The sequence below is a fragment of the Sporosarcina sp. SAFN-010 genome (assembly GCF_059415065.1).
Window position 1 is genome coordinate 59,166 of sequence record NZ_JBPFDS010000012.1, and the last position, 20,351, is coordinate 79,516.

The following is a 20,351-nucleotide window of genomic DNA, read 5'->3' on the forward strand; positions in this document are numbered from 1 at the left end:
ATACAAACGGACCTTCCAGAGCGAAAGGTCCTTTTTTTACAATGAATGATTTTCCGCAAGCCCTTGACCTGCAGCAAATTCTTCATACATCTTATGCGATTTCAATAACTCCTGGTGCGTTCCAACCCCTGTAATTGTACCCTTTTCCAAAAAGATTAATTGGTCCGCATCGATGACAGTTGATAACCTATGCGCAATTATCAATGTCGTACGACCTATCATAAGTCGTTGGAGTGCTTCCTGGACATGTGTCTCAGACCCACTATCCAAATTCGATGTCGCTTCATCAAGCAACAGTATAGACGGGTTATGCAATAATGCTCGGGCGATGGCAATTCTCTGTCGTTGCCCACCTGAAAGCTTCATGCCACGTTCTCCGACAAGTGTGTCGAATCCGTCTTCCATCTCTTCGATGAACCCAAGCGCGTTGGCCGCAGACGCAGCGTTCCGGATTTTATCCAGCGATGGGCGCTCCGACAGTCCATAGGCAATATTATCGACAATGGTTCCACTTAGTAAGGGACTCTCCTGTGAGACATACCCTATTCTTCCACGCCAGTCCGATAACTCAATCTCTTCAACAGGTCGTTCTCCAAGGTATATTGTGCCGGACATTGGTTTGTAAAATCGCTCAATCAGAGAAAATAATGTCGTTTTCCCGCCACCACTCGGACCGACAAATGCAGTAACGGTGCCCGGTACAGCACTAAACGTCACGTTTTTAAGAACAGGCTTATCGCTATCGTAAGAAAACGACACCTCTTGAAATGAAAGTACCGATTCCGGATCTCCTGTTACTCCTTCAATACGTTCACTATCCATCCCTAAGATCTGTTGAATACGCTCTGTCGCTCCGACAGCTTTTTGGAAGACCGTAAACACTTGAGCCATCTGCGCAAACGGGACAATGATCTGGAACATAAGAAAAATTATTGCGACAAGTGTTCCAGCAGAAAGTGCACCGTTTGAAACTTGGGCACCGCCATATCCTAGGATCGCAACTAAAATCCCCATCATAATCAGTGTCATGACTGGTGAAATCACTGCTTGAATTTTCGCTTCACGCAGTCCAAAACCGAATAACGAACGAATGGCCACAGATCCTTTTTCCTGCTCATACGGTTCTGCACGATATGCTTTTACAAGTCGTATATCCCCAAGTACGCGACCTAAGAGCCCTGAGAACTTCGCCATTTCAGCTTGAGTGGCCTTGGCAATTTTGTGCATCACACGGCCTAGTGGAAAGATAATCGCCATACTAATCGGAATGCTAATGAGCATGATGAGCGTCATCTTCCAGTCGAGGTACAAGAGAATCGCTATTGCTCCAATGATGGAAATGATACCAGTTATGAGCGATACCAAATGGTCCGCAACCAGTTGCTTCAATATCGTTGTATCTTGCGTAATCCGACTCATCGTTTCACCGGTTTCAGTTTCATCATAATACGGAACCGGTAAACGAAGCACTTTACCCCAGAGTCGGGTTCGCAAGTCCGCAACAATTGTTTCCCCAATATAGGCAAGCATGTAGTAAGACACCCCGCCAAGCAGTGCCTGGATCACAAATACAGCAAATAGGAAAATAGCTGTTTTCCAGTTAAATAAGTCAGTTGTCAAAGAATCGACGAGTTGTTTCGTCACCAGTGGGATTGCAAGACTTGCTAGTGTTGAAAAGAGTGCCAATACTAAAGCCGCGACTGTGACTCCTTTCGGCCAATCCAACTGTTTTAGCAGGCTGACAAACTCTTTCAATGACCCTTTCGTTTGTTTTGTTTCTTGACCCGATTCCATGTTATTCCCCATCCATATTCCTACTTTCAATTATAATTTTCTCAGTTTTACCACTGGATTTTTGTTCGTTCCGTTCCTGAAGGATCCGACCGATTTCAAGCCAATCCGATTCTAACGACGGTCGATGCGATGGACGATAAAATATGGAAGCTGGATGAAAAGTAGGGATGATTGTGTAGGTTTCTTCCGTCCATCCATATTCTACATCCTCTAGTTCACGTAAAAAACGCACGGGCTGATTCAACGATTTCCCATGCAGTTCCGTTACTTTAGCCTGTTTGCCGATCAACCTCTGCAAACTCACGTTACCAAGTGTAACGATCAGTTCAGGTTGAACGTTCGCGATTTCAAAATCGAGTACAGGTGCATGTGCAAGGATTTCGAGTTTGGTAGGGGGACGATTGTATTTGCGTTCTGTCAACGTCCCATCCCGTTCTTTTCGTTGACCATAACGATACGGACGACTTCGAACTGCACTCGTTATATACACATCCTCCCTCGTAAGCCCGATGGAAGCAAGTGATTTCATAAGCTCTTTTCCCGCTCTTCCTGTAAACGGAATACCACCCAGTGCTTCCGTTTCTCCAGGTGCTTCGCCAATTAGCATCATTTTAGGTTGACGTGGACCCTCGCCATACACAAACCCTTCCACCGGGAATCCTTCAATCCGCTTCTTCCCAAGGTCCGCGACAAACTCAGGAATTCTGAATGAATGCATTTCACTCATGCTTATCACCTCATCACTCAATTTACTTATAGCATAAGACATAACGTACCAAACGTGATTGCTCTTCGATATAACCTACCACAATTCGAGCGATATTAATTAGCTGAGCGCTTATTTTATCGTTTCCGGAACTTTCTCCTCGATTGCTTTCTCGATTCTTCGATAGCTCTCTTTTTTTGTTTTATCTTAACTGCTGCAAAAATCAGTAGCCCCGTAATTACAATCACACAAAGATAAATGCCGAACCAACTGTACGAAATGAGATAGACTGCATCCCTCCAGTTGTATCCTCTAATACTGACTTGATCTGGATGTCCTTCAGGATAGCGAATTTTCACTAACTCTAAGTTTTTTTCGTAATCATTAGCTGATACTTCTTTCGTCATATGAAAGGGTTCTCCGTCTACAATGAAATTGAATGACAAGTAATAGTTTGTTTCTGCATACCGTCCATGTCCTATGTCAATTCTGCTGTCAGTAATTTCTGCAATTCTATACGTCTGTTCCCCAACATTTTCATGAATCCATCGAAATAGATCACTGAACAAGAACACGTAACAAGCTAACATCGGGGCACCCAATCCAACTGCCAATAGAATTTTCAATAAGGAGCCAAAAGAGTGTGTGAAGGGGTTGGTAATTTTTAGGGAGACAACCAATTTGGATAACTGATAGACGAGGTAAATTATCGGGTAAATGACTGTCACTACAAGCATAATCCAATGTTCTTTATGAGCTTCTCTTCCATCTAGTTCCGTATAGAGTACCCTGCCTTTCATAACGCCTTGAATCTTGTCACCGGGTTTAAGTGTTTCATATTCTTCTTTACTCACCTCTGAATAGGTGCCGATCATCTGTTTCATAGAGACTTTTTCTTCGTTCCCGTTACTGAGCATAACTAAATATTGGTTCTTCCCTAAATAACTTCTTTCAACCTGTTTTCCTGTAACTGCAACTTCTACTGGGCTAGTTTGTTCGCTTTGGATTGTCTTTTGAAAATCTCGTAATTCAACGATAAACATCATAGTTGAAAATAGAAATAAGAGAAAGCCTATTACCGCCCATGCTACGTTCTTCACTTTATCCAAATTACACCTCCACAATAAACCATTGCACTAAAAAACACTGTGGAAATTCCACAGTGTCTCTTCTACGTTATTCAAGTTCCATTTGTTTCGTTTCCGTACCTAGAAATATAACAGCTAGAACACCAATTAAAATAGCTACACAGAATATCCCGAAAATCAGCCCGAATCCGTAGCCAGCTGTTAGCATGGAACCAACCAATAAAGGACCAAAGATTCCACCGATTCGACCGATCCCTGCTGCCATTCCCGTTCCAGTTCCACGGATTGACGTTGGATATTGTTCTGGTGAATACGCGTATAGCGCACCCCATGCACCTAAGTTAAAGAATGATAGCAGTGCACCGAATAGTAACAGCATTGCTAAAGAATCTGCATTTCCAAATGCAAACGCACTAAGGGCTGTTCCTATCAAGTACGTTGCGAGGACAAACTTGCGACCTGTTCGCTCAATTAACCATGCCGCTGAGAAATAACCTGGCAGCTGCGCTAGCGTCATCAGCAAGACGTAGCCGAAGGTTTTGATCATCGCAAAACCTTTCAAGACCATCACACTTGGTAACCATAAAAACATTCCATAATAAGAGAAGACGACTGTAAACCAAACAATCCAAAGCATGAGGGTTCTCCTTCTATAAGGTTTTGCCCACAAAGCTGTTATTTTTTCCCCGACAGATTGCCTCGGTTCTCCGGCTTGTACAAATCTTGGTGAGTCCGGCAAGTTGCGTCTCAGGTAGATTGCATAAAATGCAGGCAACGCTGTTATGATTAACGCCGCTCTCCAACCGTACGTCGGAATGACAAAATATGCGATTAAAGCAGCGATAAGCCATCCTGCCGCCCAAAAACTTTCCAATAGGACAACGATTCTTCCACGCTCCTTCGCTTCCACACTTTCTGAAACTAATGTAGATGCAACTGGTAGCTCACCACCGAGCCCTGCTCCAACGAAAAATCGTAATATAAGAAATGCTGTAAGAGTTGTGGTAAGTGCAGATAACCCGCTTGCCACCGAGAATAATACCAGCGTTAACATGAATACTTGCTTTCTTCCGATTCGATCTGCTAACAGTCCAAACCCGATCGCTCCGAACATCATTCCTAATGAGTTAATACTTCCAACCCATCCAATTGCTGCAGGAGCCAGATTCCATTCTACCGCGATTGCTGCAATCACAAATGAGAGAATTCCTACATCCATTGCATCAAACATCCAGCCAGTTCCTGATATTACGAGTAATTTGTTCCGTGAAATAGGTCGCGACTTCTGAGGTTTCGAAGATACGCGTTCCATAGTATTTGCCATTGTCTTTTCTCCTCCAATGTCTAAACAACTGTCATGACACATGTCATTATACAATCATTTAACGAAAGCGTAAAGAACAATTTAAACACCTCTTAACGGACGGTCAACACTCCATTTTGTAATTTAGCTGTAACTCCGATAAGCGTTTCCGACAACTGGTACGACTGATCCCCCACAATAAGAACCGTTCCTGCATGTGCGATCCCGATGACAATGGATCCTTCTTCTTTTGTACGGACAATCGTTTGTCCACCGCGTTTAGAACCACATTCCCGAATGGATACGTGTCGATCTGCTACAAGCTCCCCACCCCGGCAAATCCCTTCTGCTAGGAGATCCAACTGTGCATGGACATTGCATTGAGCTAGGCCGTTCCCAGTGATTTCAATAGTTCCCGCACAATTCAGGGTACTGCTTACTGCATAGGGTATACGTAAACGGCCTGAAGTTACCGTCACCTTTGGAAGATGACTTGCTACCATTTGATGGGATTTTGAGATCAGTTCAAGAAACTCCATTCCGTCTTTTACTCCCGGATTCATCGTGTTAACAAATATACTGTACAAAGTTGTTTGCAACTCATTCCAGTCAGTATCTGTTGCAATCGGTTCTCTACGCTGTGAGAATGTTTGAAGCTGTTCTTGGAAAGAAGTGTACTTATCTCCGAATCCGATACGGAACAGTTTCTTCAGATCCTGTCCATCTAACGTAGACAATTCAACCTCTCGCAACGCTCCAATATCTTGGATGAATGACCCAATCTTGTTGAAAATAGGAAGAAGTTTCTCCAATTCAGCTGCATATTTCGCATCTGGGGATTGTTGTTGTCCCACTTCAATCGTCGACGACGAAACGTTGCCTGCTACATGGACAGACTTTCCCGCAAACACCTCTGCTTTACTTACTTCTCCATCAATTCCAACAGCTCCTGTTACTTCCATGAGGCATCCCTGGCTGACGTTTCCTTTCACAGATACATCACCATCGAAATGGATATTCCCGCTCGCAAAATTCACTTCATCCATTTCTAGTGAGTCAGCGATATCTATGAAAATCACATTATCGGTGCGTTCTAAGACAAGATTCCCGGAACAATTCGCAAAGATATGGTTTCCTGTTTTCGTAACATTCTTGCCTAATCGGATTGTGGCATTCTGTCCGTCTTCTGCCATGATTTCATTACCAAACACGTCTTCACCGGATTGGCCAGGAATTGGAGGAAGGACAGCAGCAACAAGTTGACCATTCTGAACAAGTTGCACCGAGGCTCGCTCCCGGTAATTGACTTTCCCTTCGTCAGCGAGTGTTATGCCATCCACGTCAATTTGAACCTCAACATCTCCATCAAGTCCTGGTTTTGGAAAAATCCCACGTGCTACAATGGCTTCATATGGTACAACCGTCTCACAGGCTTCCCATAACACACGTTTGTCTAATGGTGCGCTGATTCCTAGTTGTGTGCATGCATCCCGAATCATACGTTGAGAACAATCATTAACAATCTCATGGATTTCTTCAGCTACTACCGTCAAATTATGCTCATACCCCGAGTCTTTTACAGTGCGAGTTACTTTTTTACCTGGTGATACGGTTAACAGCGCAAGTGCTCCCTGTTCCCTTACTGTGATGGATAACTGTGCTCGGGTCAGTTCATCAATTGTTCGAATATGTACAATATCTGATTCCGAAATTTTTCTTCTTCCGTCTATTTTCTCACCATTCACAATTACCGATACACCATTACCTGCTTCAATTGAAGGATGAGATTTCGCAGATGCTTCATGCACCTCAACTCGTCCGCCTTGAATTTTGACACCAGCTTGTCCAGATTCGCCTACTAGCAAATCTGTAGTAGGTGCATTGTATCGAACTGGAGTCACGGTCACTTCCGCAAATCTGGATGCCCCGGTGAACTCACTAGATTCAGCAGTCTTATTCACATGGATATGTACATCTGACAAGTCGAGGCATAAGATGTCAATTGCCGTCTCTACAGCTTGTTCAACCGACTTTCCACGCACCGTAATCGCTTTTCCCATACCGTCTCCCACTCTCTTCGTTCTAATCCTTAAAGTGTAGCATAGCAAAGACTTCTCCGGCAGACACAAAAGACCGATTCCATGTGTGGAATCGGTCTTTTTCATGTAATTATAGTCCTGCTTCGACTTCTTTAATCATTTCTTTCATGGACTTCAATCCGCCACCAGAAAGGTACCAGTATTCTCCATTTAGATAAACGATTTTGTCGTTTTTAAATGCATTTGTTTTCTTCACAAGATCGTTTTCAATTGTCTTTTTAGCATTCGCACCCTTACCGACTGCCGCATCGCGGTCAATTACGAATAGAATGTCAGGGTTTGTTTCAAGAATATATTCAAACGTAATGTTCTGTCCGTGTGTAGAAGCTTCAATTCCTTCATCAGCCGGTGTAAAACCAAATACATCGTGAATCAAACCGAAACGTGAGCTTGGACCGTACGCACTTACTTTTCCTTCAGATGCAAGAGTAATTAATGCTTTGCTATCTGATTCAGAGGCTTTTGTGTTAATGTCTTCAATTTGCTTATCTACATCAGCGAGTTCTGATTTCATTTCATCTTCTTTGTCGAAGATTTGAGCGATAGTATCCATGTTCTTCTTAAATGAATCCATGTAGTTTGCATTATCGATTCCCATATAGATAGTTGGAGCAATTTCTTCGAACTGATCATACAAGTCAGCTTGACGTCCAGAGATGAAGATCACATCCGGCTTCAGAGCGTGGAGCGCTTCGAAGTCTGGCTCTTTCAAGCTACCAAGATTTGTGTAGTCGTCACTAGCGTATTTCTCCAAGTATGCAGGTATATTTGATTGTGGAACACCTGCTACTTCAACACCAAGCTCGTCTAACGTATCCAACACACCGAAGTCAAATACTACAACTTTTTTCGGAGTGCCTTTCAATGTTGTTTCACCAAGCTCGTGCTTGAATGTCATTTCTTCTGTTTTTGCTTCTTCACTGCTTTCAGATGCTTTATCTGATCCTGCGTTGTTTGCTTCTGGTTTCTTATCTTCATCCTTAGATCCACATGCTGCAAGTACGAGCATCAATGCAAATGCCATAAATAATACGGTAAGCTTTTTCATGTTTTCTATACCATCCTTTTCGTTTATGAGTTGAAGTACACACAGATGCGACAATTGTTCATCTGTTGGATCGGGATATCCATGTCATAGATTTCCCGAAGTGATTCAGAGTTGATAATGTCATTCGTCGGACCATCTTTCACGACGCGTCCTTCTTTTAAAGCGACGATGCGGTCTGAGTAGACAGAAGCAAAGTTGATGTCGTGAAGAACGATGACAACCGTTTTACCCAATTCATCTACAAGGCGGCGTAAAATCTTCATAATTTGGACGGAGTGCTTCATATCCAAGTTATTCAACGGTTCATCCAACAAAATGTAATCTGTATCTTGCGCAATAACCATTGCGATGAACGCACGCTGTCTTTGACCGCCAGACAGCTCTTCTAAGTACATATCTTGCATACTCATTAAGTCCATATAGTCGAGTGCTTGGTTTACGATTTGAATGTCTTCAGCTTGCAAACGTCCTTTGGAGTGTGGAAAACGACCGAACGATACGAGTTCACGGATTGTTAAACGTACGTTCATGAAGTTCGATTGTTTCAAAATGGACACTCTTTTAGAAAAGTCATTGGATTTCATCTTTTTAACGTTGTTGTTATCGACGAGCACTTCACCTGTGTCCGCATCTAGCAGCCGGCTTACCATGGATAAAAGTGTCGACTTACCTGCCCCGTTCGGTCCGATGAAAGAAGTGATTTTACCTGGATGAATGTCCACGCTCACTTTTTCAACGACTGCTTTATTCCCATAGGCCTTTGTCAATTCTCGAACCTGGATCATGCAGATCGACTCTCCTTTAATAGTAAGTAGATGAAGTACGCTCCACCAACGAAGTTAATGATGACGCTAAGTGTTGTGGAGAATGTGAATACTCTTTCGACAATCCATTGTCCGCCAACTAGCGCAATGATACTCATGACTGACGCACCGGCAATTAGAATGGAGTGCTTGTAAGTTTTGAAAAACTGATACGACAGATTAGCAACGATGAGGCCGAAAAATGTAATCGGACCGACCAGCGCTGTCGATACAGCGATGAGAACTGAAGACAAAATGAGCATCGTTTTGACGATCTTATCGTGATCGACACCTAGGTTAATGGCTGTATCGCGACCGAGTGACAGCACATCCAATTCGTTGAACTTCCGCCATCCAATGATGAGCGTAATAATCAGAATCCCGAGCGCCCACCAGACAAGATCCCCGTTAATGTTATTGAAGCTCGCAAAGGATTTGTCTTGTACCCTTAAAAACTCGTTAGGGTCTATCAGTACTTGCAGAAACGTTGAGATACTCTGGAAGAAGGTTCCGACGATAATCCCAACGAGTAACAGAAAGTAAATCGGACGCTTTCCTGCTTTAAACAAGAACTGATAAAGCAGTAGGGCGAAGATAACCATAGCCCCAACTGATAACACAAAGTTCACTTGCTTATTAACAATTGTGACGTGTGTTGACCCAAGGAAAAAGATAAGCACGGTTTGTAGCAAGATATATAAGGAATCGAGCCCCATAATACTTGGCGTCAAAATACGGTTGTGCGTTATTGTTTGGAAGATGACTGTTGAATAGGCAATTGCTACACCAGTTAATGCCATCGCGACGACTTTAATACCTCTACGCGGCAACGCATAATCATAACTTCCATTTAGTCCCTGGAACAAATACAATCCGCAGAAAACGAGAGCAGCAACAGCGAGTATAAGCAATTTAGTACGATTACGCATAGGCTTTCCTCCTAAACAACATATAGAGGAATATCGCGCTGCCGATGACGCCGACCATCAAGCTGATTGAAATCTCATACGGGTAAATAATAACCCTTCCGAGAATGTCACACACGAGTAAAAAGATCGCGCCTAGCATCGCTGTATGTGGTAATGTTTTTTCCAAATTGTCACCTTTGACGATGGAAACAATATTAGGGATGATTAATCCTAAAAACGGAATGACCCCCACAGTCAAAACAACCGTAGTCGTAATGAGCGCGACCAATATCAGCCCGATGTTCACAATCCTTCGATAAGCTAGCCCCAAGTTTTTGGAGAAATCTTCACCCATTCCAGCTACCGTAAACCGGTTTGCATAGAGGTAGGTAATGATGAGAACGGGGATACTTATGTATAGCAATTCGTAACGGCCTTTCATAATAAGAGAGAAATCTCCCTGCAACCAAGAGGACATGTTTTGGATCACATTCGCTTTGTAAGCGAAAAAAGTGGTGATCGACGATAAAATATTACCGAACATGAGACCTACAAGCGGTATGAAAATGGCATCTTTAAATTTAACTTGGTCCAAAATTTTCATGAACAACAGGGTGCCACCTAGAGCAAATGCAAATGCGACGAGCATTTTCTCAATCGTTGACGTGTTTGTAAACAACAACATCGAAACGAGAATCCCAAGCTTTGCGGCATCTAATGTACCCGCCGTAGTAGGGGATACAAATTTGTTGCGGCTGAGCTGTTGCATGATCAGACCTGTAATACTCATCCCTGCACCTGCGAGCAAAATCGCAAGTAATCTTGGTAACCGACTAATGAGAAAAATTTCAGTTTCCTCAGAGCGGAAGTCCAGCAGGTCCTTTGGTGAAATATGGCTCACTCCCACAAATAGAGAAAGTAGTGAAAGGAGAATTAGCGCGATTATCAAGTAACGTTTCTTCATGAAGAACTCCGATATCTAGATATTTGCGGGCTCGAGTCGTTTAAATGAAAACAATTATCAGTTAGCCGCAATTCCCATTATAGCAAATGCAAATTGGAAGTCAACACATAACTGACAATGATTCTCACTAATTTGTGAACTTGATGGGAATGGGTTTGTAATGAGAATGAGAGGAAATCCAGGGATCTCAAAAGAGAAAACAAAACAAAAAACAGGTAGAAGGATAGCATGCGCTTTCCTCCTACCTGTTATAATGTCGACACTATGTGTTCGTTCCATTCATCTTGCTATCCTTACTCGCCGACTTTGTTTCCTGACATATCATAAGCGTTGTTTCGAACATCGTCTGGAATAACGATTCCTTCAAGCTCATTGACTTGGCTCATTTTAGCGTTGATATTTTGGATGGTGACAGTTCGATAGCCCGCTATGTCCATGATTGCATCCAGTTTCATGTCAAACGAATTCGTATAGTACGTTTCTTTGTCAATATGAAGTGTGAGTTCGATCTTTTTCACTTCTACATTCTCCATCGTCCCCTCTTCTTCACCTTCCATTCCTTGACTACCCACTGCAGTTTGATCCATGAGTTCTTTCAGGAGTTCCCCAAACTTATCGCCTGAGGCGGATAAGTTCAAAATATATTCGTCTCCTTGTTCTTCAAGTGTGAATTCTTCCGTAAAGTCTTTGAACACCTCCAAGTCCATCATTGCGTTGGAACTGTCCATTCCAGCTAAAACCTCATCTTGCATTTCTGCAGGAACGAGGATCCAATCGCCTTCCATTTCTTGCGTCTGAATGTATAGTTCATCTCCTTCACCATACATCTCGATATCCATCGTGCCCTCAGCATCTCCTTCCACTACCATTTGCTGATGAATCGACAACGGTTCTGTAACCATATCCATTGTGATAGCGATATCATTTTTCATGCTCAAATTTTCTTCACCTGTTGTCTTCATGTTTTGTTGAATCGAAAAATCCGCATGCATACTGCTAATCGATTCCGAAGCTTCTAATGACTTTTGATAAACTTCTTGTGCTGTAGGTTCGTTTTTTTCAACTTCTTTACTTGCATCTTTATTCGCATCTTTACCGGTACCTGTAGTATTTGTATTTGCATCTACCTCTGCATTTGGCTCTTCTCCTGATCCACACGCTCCAAGTGCTAGCACAAGTAAGCCTGCTGCAATCCCTTTTGTCCACTTTTTCATGAAATCTTCTCCTTTTTATGAAACTTCATTACATATTAGTCTACGACAGCAAATAGGTTCGGTTTCATATTTTTTCTAAAAACTCTGAAAATCCTCCTTTCTGTCCATACCCTATATTCCTAACAAAAGTCCTGGATTGTAGAATATTCCGAGAGTTATGTCGAACTTTCTGATTAAACCGTGTATACTAGCACTAAAATTGCAAAAAGGACGGGTATGATGCTAAAACAATTCTTCTCTTATTATAAACCGCACAAAAGACTGTTCATGATCGACTTTTCAAGTGCTGTATTTGTGGCATTACTCGAACTAGCATTTCCACTCGCAGTCCAAGGATTTATTGACGAACTTTTGCCTACCCGAGACTGGGACATGATTACTACGATTACTATTTTATTACTCGTCATCTATCTATTTAGTACGTTCCTTCAATACATCGTTAGCTATCTTGGACACAAACTGGGCATTAATATTGAAACGGACATGCGCGAAAAGCTATTCAATCATGTTCAAAAGCAATCATTCCGATTCTTTGACAATACGAAAACCGGGCATATTATGACGCGGATCACGACTGATCTTTTTGACATTGGAGAGCTCGCCCATCATGGACCCGAAGATGCGTTCATAGCAGTCATGACCATTGTAGGAGCATTTATCCTGATGTACTCTATCAATCCTGAACTCGCTCTCATTGCAATCGTTATGGTGCCTTTCCTCATTGTCCTCGTTGCTTTCTGTAACAAAGCCATGAATTCCGCTTGGCTCAATATGTATGGAAAAATTGCAGAAGTAAATGGACGTGTAGAAGACTCAGTCTCAGGATCACGTGTCGTAAAATCATTTACAAATGAAAATTTCGAACTGGCTCGTTTCCAGAAAGACAACGGAAACTTCCGGCTTGCTAAATTAGTTGCATATAACGTAATGGCTTGGACGACTTCTTCCATTTATATGATGACGCGTCTGCTCACACTCGTAATTTTAGTTGTTGGAGCGTGGTTTACCATCCAAAAGACGCTCTCTATTGGGGAATTGGTTAGTTTCATATTGTTCGTCAACATCCTCATTAAACCAGTTGATAAAATCAGTGCATTGCTAGAACTCTATCCAAAAGGGATGGCAGGATTTAGCCGTTTCCAAGACTTGCTGAACCAAGATCCAGAAATCATTGATACCCCTGATGCGATTGACGTCGCACACTTAAATGGAGATATCAGCCTTTCTAATGTCACATTTGGTTATGATGGCGGAAAGCCAGTGCTCAACAACCTGAGTTTGTCGATTCAATCTGGACAAACCATTGCGTTTGTCGGACCTTCAGGCGCTGGGAAAACTACGATTTGCTCGCTGATTCCTCGGTTTTACGATGTGAATGAAGGACAGATTACAATCGACGGGATGGATATCCGTAATATGAGTCAACGTTCGTTGCGCCGTCAGATCGGCATCGTCCAACAAGACGTTTTCCTCTTTACCGGCACCGTTAAAGAAAACATTGCTTACGGAGATTTGAATGCTCCAGATGAGGCAATCTACGAAGCCGCCAAGCGTGCTCATTTAGAAGACTTCATCGCTAATCTTCCTGATGGTTACGAAACGCAAATTGGTGAGCGCGGTTTGAAATTGTCTGGTGGACAAAAACAGCGTCTCGCAATTGCGCGTATGTTCTTAAAAAATCCACCGATTCTAATTTTGGATGAAGCAACTTCTGCGCTAGATACTGAGACAGAACGTATTATTCAAGAATCGCTTACAGAGCTTTCTGAGAATCGAACGACTCTCGTCATCGCCCACAGACTCGCGACAATACGCGATGCAGACCGTGTCGTCGTTGTGACACCTGAAGGGATTGCAGAAGATGGCGGGTATGCCGAGCTAGTTGCGCAGAATGGTATTTTTTCAAAATTACACGCAAATCAATTTCAACAGGTTTAAGAAAATTGGAAACGGGCATACTACTACTATCCCACCCCCTTTCTCTTATAGAAAAAAAAAGAACGGCACTGCCAATACTGGCGGTGCCGTTCTTTTTCTTTTAATGACTGACAATGTATTCCTCAAGTTTCTTTCGTTCACGCTCGTCCATCTCTACAACCATCAGAGTGCCGTCTTCTTCGTACTCTGTAGATTTCACATATGTTTCCTCGTTCAAATAGGAAACCAAATCTCCACGATCAAAAGGAATAAGGAGTTTACACGTAATATGTTTTTGATAAACTTTTTGCTCAATGAGAGTGACTAACTCGTCGATGCCCACACCCGTCTTTGCTGAAAGCCAAATTTGATCATCTTGTACACGTGGGTAATCCACGTCACTTGCAAGATCCGCTTTGTTGTAAACGTACATCGTCGGGATATCTTCCACACCGACTTCTTGGAGTGTTTTGTTCGTGACGTCAATCATATGACGGTACTCTGGATTTGAAACATCTACAACGTGAAGAAGCAAATCTGCTTCACGGGCTTCCTCCAATGTAGAACGGAAGGCTTTCACTAGATGGTGAGGAAGTTTTGCAACAAAACCAACAGTATCAGTTAGGATGAATGGTTTACGATCAATCAATGTAACGTTCCGGACTGATGTGTCGAGCGTTGCAAATAACATATCTTTCTCCATCACGGTCTTTGCTTCATCACCGTTTGCTTCAGATAAGATTCTATTCATTAACGTCGATTTTCCAGCATTCGTATAGCCTACGATTGAAACGACAGGCGTTCCACTACGTTTTCGTTGCTTCCGCTGGACATCGCGCTGTTGCTTCATGCCTTCTAATTCTTTCCGCAACTTTGCAATCTGCTCTTCGATTTTACGGCGATCGAGTTCCAACTTCGTTTCACCGGCACCTTTGTTTTGGAACCCGCCACCAGTACCTCCACCTTGCCGACCAAGGGAAGCCCGTAATCCGACTAGCCTTGGTAATGAATATTGCAGTTCTGCTAGTTCAACTTGCATTCGCGCTTCGTGGGTTCGGGCTCTTCGCGCGAATATGTCCAATATAAGCATTGTCCGGTCAATGATTTTCACTTCCAGATCGCGTTCCAAGTTACGTAATTGCGAAGGGGACAGCTCATCATTGAAAATGATGAGATTTGCTCCTGCTTCGTCTGCAAATAATCTTACTTCATCAATCTTCCCTTTTCCGATATAACCTGTCGGATGCTTACGCTCTAACTTTTGGACAACATTTCCGACGACTTTCACCCCAACAGCTGCCGCCAGATTACCAAGTTCCTCTAGCTCGTATTCAAAATGATCATCGTTCTGTTCTTCTACCCCAACGAGTATCGCGGTTTCTATTATCTGTTCCATTTCATCCATTCAAACACCTTCTCCCAATCATTTACCTTATTATTCAGCTTGCCCCGTCACAACAGCATGCATACGGTTCCGTTCGTCCGGATTTTCTATAAAGCGCAGTCGTACGTCATTCAACATAAGACTTTCCTGATCTTCGGGTTGTACTCCGAGAATCCTACACCAGCGCTCGAGCGTCCGCTTAGGTTCTCTAGTAACAAGTCCACATTCCAAAATTCGTTCGGCATCACGATCATCAGTAATTGCACCTTCTGCACGTAATGCAAGGCGACGACTTTGTTCACTTTCTTCCCATTGAATGAAAAACGGGGCAGGAAGATCAGTTAAATCCTTCTCATCCACAAATAGCATTTTCCATTTCTTAAGGGTTCCTGAAGAGGTTAAACGAGAAGCATCTAGCACACCAGAAGTATGCATCCCCATTCTTTCAAGCTTCTGATTAAGAGTTTGTATATCGTCGGTTGAAATGCATAGCGTCCCCCAGCCCTCTCCATACGTCGCTAAGTCGTTTTTCAATAGTTCGATTAAAGGATGAGAGGAGAAGTCTGCTACCTCCTCGTTTTCAATTGCCAACCACTCGATATAGGCATTTTGCAAGTAAAGGAGTGCATTGTATGTCCCCCATTGTTCGTGTCTTCCACCAATAACTGTACCTGGATACTGTGTAGCAATTACTTCAGGTGTGCGTTTTGTAAACCAAACAACATGATCGAGTTTCATAACGAGTTCCCCCTTTACTAGTATCATACCCCACTAGCAGAAAGAAACCATGAAAAAAGCCGCCCACTTGAAATGGACGACTTTTAATTTAACTATCGCGTTTTAACAGGTCCAATGACTCTGTAAATTCGCGCTCGATTTCTTTGTTTTCCTTGTAAGTTGCGAGACTTACAAAATACGTAACGAGTAGACAAACTATGAAACCAGGGATGATTTCATACAAAGTGTCTGATAGTGCTGGAATGTTCCCCCATACGCCAACAACAATTGCACCTGCAACCATTCCGAATAATGCACCTTTAGCTGTCAGTTTGCGCCAGTAGAGGGACAAGAGAATGATTGGTCCGAATGCGCCACCGAAACCAGCCCAAGCGAATGATACGAGCTTCAAGATGGATTCGTTGTTCGGCCAAGCGAGAACCATTGCAATGAGTGATACAACAAGTACTGCCATACGTCCAAGGAATACGTATTGCTTATCTGTACCATCTGTCTTGTAAACAGCCTTATATAAGTCTTCAATCAACGCTGAAGATGTCACGATAAGCTGTGAAGAAATCGTACTCATAACTGCTGCAAGAACAGCTGCAAGCATGATACCTGCAATGAATGGATGGAAAATAATTTGCCCGAGTGCAATGAAGATTGTTTCAGAATCCACTAACTCTGCTCCAGGATTCTGTTGGTAATAAGCAATCCCGACAAGCGCTGTTGCCACTGCACCGAGTAAGCTTAAAATCATCCAACTAATTCCGATGCGACGTGCACTTTTCGTTTCCTTAACGGATTTAATGGCCATGAAGCGCACGATAATATGCGGTTGACCGAAATAACCAAGTCCCCACGCAACGGATGAAATGACCCCGAGAAGTGTTGCCCCTTTCACAAGGCTAAGCATATCCGGATTCACTGCATGGATTGAATCGACAGTTTCAGGAATTCCACCCGTTACAAACACGGCAACGACTGGAACGAGAATGAGTGCTAGGAACATGATAAGGCCTTGCACAAAGTCCGTATAACTTACCGCAAGGAATCCACCAAACAATGTGTAACCTACGACGACAACCGACACAATGATAAGTCCAAGATGATAATCCAATCCGAATGAACTGAGGAAAAACTTGCCTCCTGCGACCATTCCGGAAGATACGTAAAATGTAAAGAAGATAAGAATAATAAATCCGGAAGCGATTCTTAAAAGTCTCGATTTATCTTTCAATCGATTTTCGAGAAAACTTGGAATTGTGATTGAATCGTTCGTTACTTGGGTATATACACGTAGACGTGGTGCTACAAAGTACCAGTTCAGGTAAGCTCCGGTTGTTAAACCGATTGCTATCCAGATCTCTGGCAACCCTTTGTCATAGATTGCACCAGGCAATCCGAGTAGTAGCCATCCTGACATATCTGCAGCACCAGCACTGAGCGCTGTAACTGCCGGTCCGAGTGAACGGCCACCGAGCATGTAATCTGTTAAGTTAGATGTGCGGCGAAATGCGTACCATCCTATGAACACCATGGCCGCCATATAAAGCACAATCGAAATCAGTTTGTAACCATCAGCTGACATAGTTCAATCCCCCTTTTTCTTTTCTAAGTAACCGCAAACGCTTTCATTATCTTATGCAAGCCCGGTCAAATCCATTATAGGCAAGTTAGGTGTATTGCGCCATACCTATTTTCGATTTATTCCCCGGGAAATAGCTAGTATTCGACAGGAGGAATTCAATTGGATCACGAACGTTTTTTAAATGATGCCATACATCTAGCAACTGATAGTGTCTTTCAAGGTGGAGGCCCATATGGTGCTGTCATCGTACGGGATGGTAAAATCATTGCGAGTGGCGTCAATTCGGTAGATGTGGATCACGACCCTTCTGCACATGCGGAATTGGTCGCAATCAGGGAAGCATGTCGAATCCTTGCTTCGACGGACCTCTCAGATACAATTCTTTATGCAAGTGGCGAGCCGTGTCCGATGTGTTTAGCTGCGTCCTATCAAGCTCGCATTGGGGAAATCTATTACGCTTGTAGTAAGAAAGAAGCGATGGAAATCCTCCCGAAACCCGATAAAGTGGAGCACTTTTACAGTGATCAGGACAAGCCAGGTGCAATGCGGGACGTTCCCTTTATGCATGTGGAAACAGATCATAGACTAGAGCCTTTCATAGCAGCTTCCAACCAACAATCCAATATTTCAAGCTAACAAGGTTCACATGTGATGCAAACTAAGGAGGAGGAGTTACAAATGCCTTGGACAAAAGACGATTATCCAGATACTTTTAAAAATGTAGGGGCGGATGTACGCAACAAAGCCATTGAAATTGGGAATGCCTTACTCCGGGAAGGATACGAAGAAGGCCGAGCAATCTCAATCGGACTTTCTCAGGCTAGAGAAACAGTTGAAGGAAAGGCTGAAGACCGCCCTCACTTCGAGGTACGTACACGTGAAGATGAATGGGTGTTGAAGAAAAAGAGCGCTTCGTCTGTTATTTATAAGGAAGATACGAAAAGCGCATTGCTCGACAAAGCAAAGCCCTATGTAAACGAACATGACGGTGTGTTAACGGTATACCGTGAAGATGGAACAAAAGAACAGACGCTATATGAATGATAGAGACGCATGCCCTATTTGGACATGCGTCTTTTTAAGAGTGTATCGCTTTTTCTTGGGACATTTCACGTAACTTAAACTTTTGGATCTTTCCTGAAGCCGTAATTGGATAGGCATCCGTAAATTCAATATAACGAGGGATTTTGTGATGCGATATGGCTCCCTTGCAGAATGACCGAATTTCTTCCTTATCCAGCTCCACACCGTCTTTCGGGATGACCCATGCCATCAGTTCTTCCCCGTATTTCTCGTCTGGTACTCCCACGACTTGGACATCAGAAACTCCAGGGTATGTGTACAAAAACTCTTCCACTTCACGGGGATATATATTCTCTCCCCCTCGAATGACCATGTCTTTCATGCGACCTGTGATATCCAGATAGCCATCTTCATCCAATCTAGCAATATCCCCTGTATGCAACCAACCTTCTTCGTCAATCGCTTCGCGAGTTGCTTCAGAGTTATTATAATAGCCTTTCATCACATGATATCCTCGGGTACAAAGCTCTCCTGACTCCCCTGTTGGAAGTTCTTCACCGGTAGCTGGATCGATGATTTTCACTTCTACATGAGGATGTGGTTTGCCGACTGTAGACACCCGCTTTTCAATCGGATCATCCGTCTTCGTTTGAGAGATGACAGGTGAAGCCTCTGTTAATCCATAACAGATTGTAATTTCAGCCGCCCCCATCACTTCGATAACTTGCTTCATCACTTCAATCGGACATGTAGATCCCGCCATAATACCCGTTCGCAAATTGGAAGTATCGAAGGTTTTAAAATCAGGATGATTCAATTCAGCTATAAACATCGTAGGGACTCCGTGCAATGCCGTGCATTTTTCGTCTTGAACTGCGCGTAGAACTCGGGCAGCTTCAAACTGTTCAACAATGACCATCGTCGCTCCATGAGACACTGCTGCAAGAGTTCCGAGTACACAACCGAAACAATGGAAAAATGGAACTGGAATACACAATCTGTCCGCGTTCGACAACTTCATAGTTTCTCCAATCATATTGCCATTATTCACGACATTATTATGAGTGAGCATGACACCTTTAGGAAACCCTGTCGTCCCAGATGTGTACTGGATGTTAATGACATCATCCGGATTGAGAGATTTTTTGCGAATCTCCAGTTCTTCATCCAATACCATTTCTGCGTGTTTCAAAAACTCATACCAATTGTAAATTCCTACTTCATTATTCTCTGTCATCAAAATCACACGTTTCAAATTCGGCAACGTAGGACAATCGATATGCCCTCCATCGCTTTCCTCTTGGGACGGACAAATGGAACGCAAAATCTCTAGATAACTAGTATCTTTGAATCCCTCGTCCAAAATGAGAGTAGTGGCTTCGGATTGCTGCAGTAAATACTGTAACTCGGTTGCTTGATAATTCGTGTTGACCGTTACGAGAATTGCGCCCATTTTACCGGTCGCAAATTGACTCAGTAGCCATTGTGGTTTGTTATCCGACCAAATCGCTACGTGTTCCCCTTTTTGAATTCCAATCCCCATAAATGCTTTTGCAAGTTGATCCGTTTCTTTGTCGAATTCAGTGTACGTTTTTCTCAATTTTCGATCCGGATACACATATGCTTCGTTTTCAGGGTACCGAACTGCCTGCTCACTTAAAATTTCTCCGACCGTTTTATTCATCAGCTCCATTTCTCCATCCTCCTATCTAATTCTAAGTTCCTTCTATAATATCATAGTTTTCTGATTGTGATGAATAATTATTAAATTTAACACAACAATTATTCG

At 43.0% G+C, this 20,351-nt stretch carries 17 protein-coding genes; 3 read left to right on the plus strand and 14 right to left on the minus strand.

Annotated elements, in window-relative coordinates:
• Positions 1-36 precede the first annotated feature (36 nt).
• From ACR65F_RS13660 to ACR65F_RS13705, 10 genes are all read right to left on the minus strand, one after another.
• Entirely contained in the window at positions 37-1,806 is a 1,770-nt protein-coding gene (locus ACR65F_RS13660) for an ABC transporter ATP-binding protein (RefSeq protein ID WP_440504731.1), read from the minus strand.
• Entirely contained in the window at positions 1,796-2,512 is a 717-nt protein-coding gene (locus ACR65F_RS13665; protein WP_440504755.1) for a uracil-DNA glycosylase, read from the minus strand. Before ACR65F_RS13665 ends, ACR65F_RS13660 begins: the two co-directional genes overlap by 11 nt.
• Before the next feature lie 125 nt (positions 2,513-2,637).
• On the minus strand, positions 2,638-3,609 hold the full coding sequence (locus ACR65F_RS13670) for a hypothetical protein (protein WP_440504732.1): 972 nt from the start codon (positions 3,607-3,609) through the stop codon (positions 2,638-2,640).
• 67 nt (positions 3,610-3,676) lie between these two features.
• Positions 3,677-4,912, minus strand: a complete 1,236-nt coding sequence (locus tag ACR65F_RS13675) for an MFS transporter (RefSeq protein ID WP_231567290.1) — start codon at positions 4,910-4,912, stop codon at positions 3,677-3,679.
• A 92-nt stretch (positions 4,913-5,004) separates the two neighbouring features.
• The gene (locus ACR65F_RS13680; RefSeq protein WP_440504733.1) at positions 5,005-6,951 is read right to left on the minus strand and encodes a flagellar assembly protein A; all 1,947 of its coding nucleotides are present in this window, start codon (positions 6,949-6,951) and stop codon (positions 5,005-5,007) included.
• Between the two features lie 109 nt (positions 6,952-7,060).
• Positions 7,061-8,038, minus strand: coding sequence for a siderophore ABC transporter substrate-binding protein (locus ACR65F_RS13685; RefSeq protein ID WP_440504734.1), 978 nt, complete (start codon positions 8,036-8,038; stop codon positions 7,061-7,063).
• Positions 8,039-8,061: 23 nt separating this feature from the next.
• Positions 8,062-8,823 (minus strand): iron ABC transporter ATP-binding protein, encoded by a 762-nt coding sequence (locus tag ACR65F_RS13690; RefSeq protein WP_039044320.1) that lies wholly within the window; start codon positions 8,821-8,823, stop codon positions 8,062-8,064.
• Positions 8,820-9,770 carry an iron chelate uptake ABC transporter family permease subunit gene (locus ACR65F_RS13695; RefSeq protein WP_039044321.1) on the minus strand — a complete coding sequence of 317 codons (951 nt, stop codon included), beginning with the start codon at positions 9,768-9,770 and terminating at the stop codon, positions 8,820-8,822. Before ACR65F_RS13695 ends, ACR65F_RS13690 begins: the two co-directional genes overlap by 4 nt.
• Positions 9,763-10,713, minus strand: coding sequence for an ABC transporter permease (locus ACR65F_RS13700; protein ID WP_039044322.1), 951 nt, complete (start codon positions 10,711-10,713; stop codon positions 9,763-9,765). Before ACR65F_RS13700 ends, ACR65F_RS13695 begins: the two co-directional genes overlap by 8 nt.
• A 293-nt stretch (positions 10,714-11,006) precedes the next feature.
• On the minus strand, positions 11,007-11,927 hold the full coding sequence (locus tag ACR65F_RS13705) for a DUF6612 family protein (protein WP_440504735.1): 921 nt from the start codon (positions 11,925-11,927) through the stop codon (positions 11,007-11,009).
• 219 nt (positions 11,928-12,146) lie between these two features.
• Here ACR65F_RS13705 and ACR65F_RS13710 point away from each other — a divergent pair, with 219 nt between their 5' ends.
• Positions 12,147-13,865, plus strand: coding sequence for an ABC transporter ATP-binding protein (locus ACR65F_RS13710; RefSeq protein ID WP_440504756.1), 1,719 nt, complete (start codon positions 12,147-12,149; stop codon positions 13,863-13,865).
• A gap of 100 nt (positions 13,866-13,965) precedes the next feature.
• On the opposite strand, the gene hflX is transcribed toward ACR65F_RS13710, so the two are convergent.
• From hflX to putP, 3 genes are all read right to left on the minus strand, one after another.
• Positions 13,966-15,240: a GTPase HflX gene (gene hflX, locus ACR65F_RS13715; protein ID WP_440504757.1), complete on the minus strand. Its 1,275-nt coding sequence runs from the start codon at positions 15,238-15,240 to the stop codon at positions 13,966-13,968.
• Positions 15,241-15,279: 39 nt separating this feature from the next.
• Positions 15,280-15,966 (minus strand): VOC family protein, encoded by a 687-nt coding sequence (locus tag ACR65F_RS13720; protein ID WP_440504736.1) that lies wholly within the window; start codon positions 15,964-15,966, stop codon positions 15,280-15,282.
• An 88-nt stretch (positions 15,967-16,054) separates the two neighbouring features.
• Positions 16,055-17,539: a sodium/proline symporter PutP gene (putP, locus tag ACR65F_RS13725; RefSeq protein ID WP_039044327.1), complete on the minus strand. Its 1,485-nt coding sequence runs from the start codon at positions 17,537-17,539 to the stop codon at positions 16,055-16,057.
• Positions 17,540-17,698: 159 nt separating this feature from the next.
• Here putP and ACR65F_RS13730 point away from each other — a divergent pair, with 159 nt between their 5' ends.
• Positions 17,699-18,175: a nucleoside deaminase gene (locus ACR65F_RS13730; RefSeq protein WP_440504737.1), complete on the plus strand. Its 477-nt coding sequence runs from the start codon at positions 17,699-17,701 to the stop codon at positions 18,173-18,175.
• Between the two features lie 42 nt (positions 18,176-18,217).
• Positions 18,218-18,583, plus strand: coding sequence for a DUF2188 domain-containing protein (locus tag ACR65F_RS13735; RefSeq protein ID WP_039044329.1), 366 nt, complete (start codon positions 18,218-18,220; stop codon positions 18,581-18,583).
• Positions 18,584-18,617: 34 nt separating this feature from the next.
• Here ACR65F_RS13735 and ACR65F_RS13740 read toward each other — a convergent pair whose 3' ends face one another.
• Entirely contained in the window at positions 18,618-20,255 is a 1,638-nt protein-coding gene (locus ACR65F_RS13740) for an AMP-binding protein (RefSeq protein ID WP_440504738.1), read from the minus strand.
• Positions 20,256-20,351 lie beyond the last annotated feature (96 nt).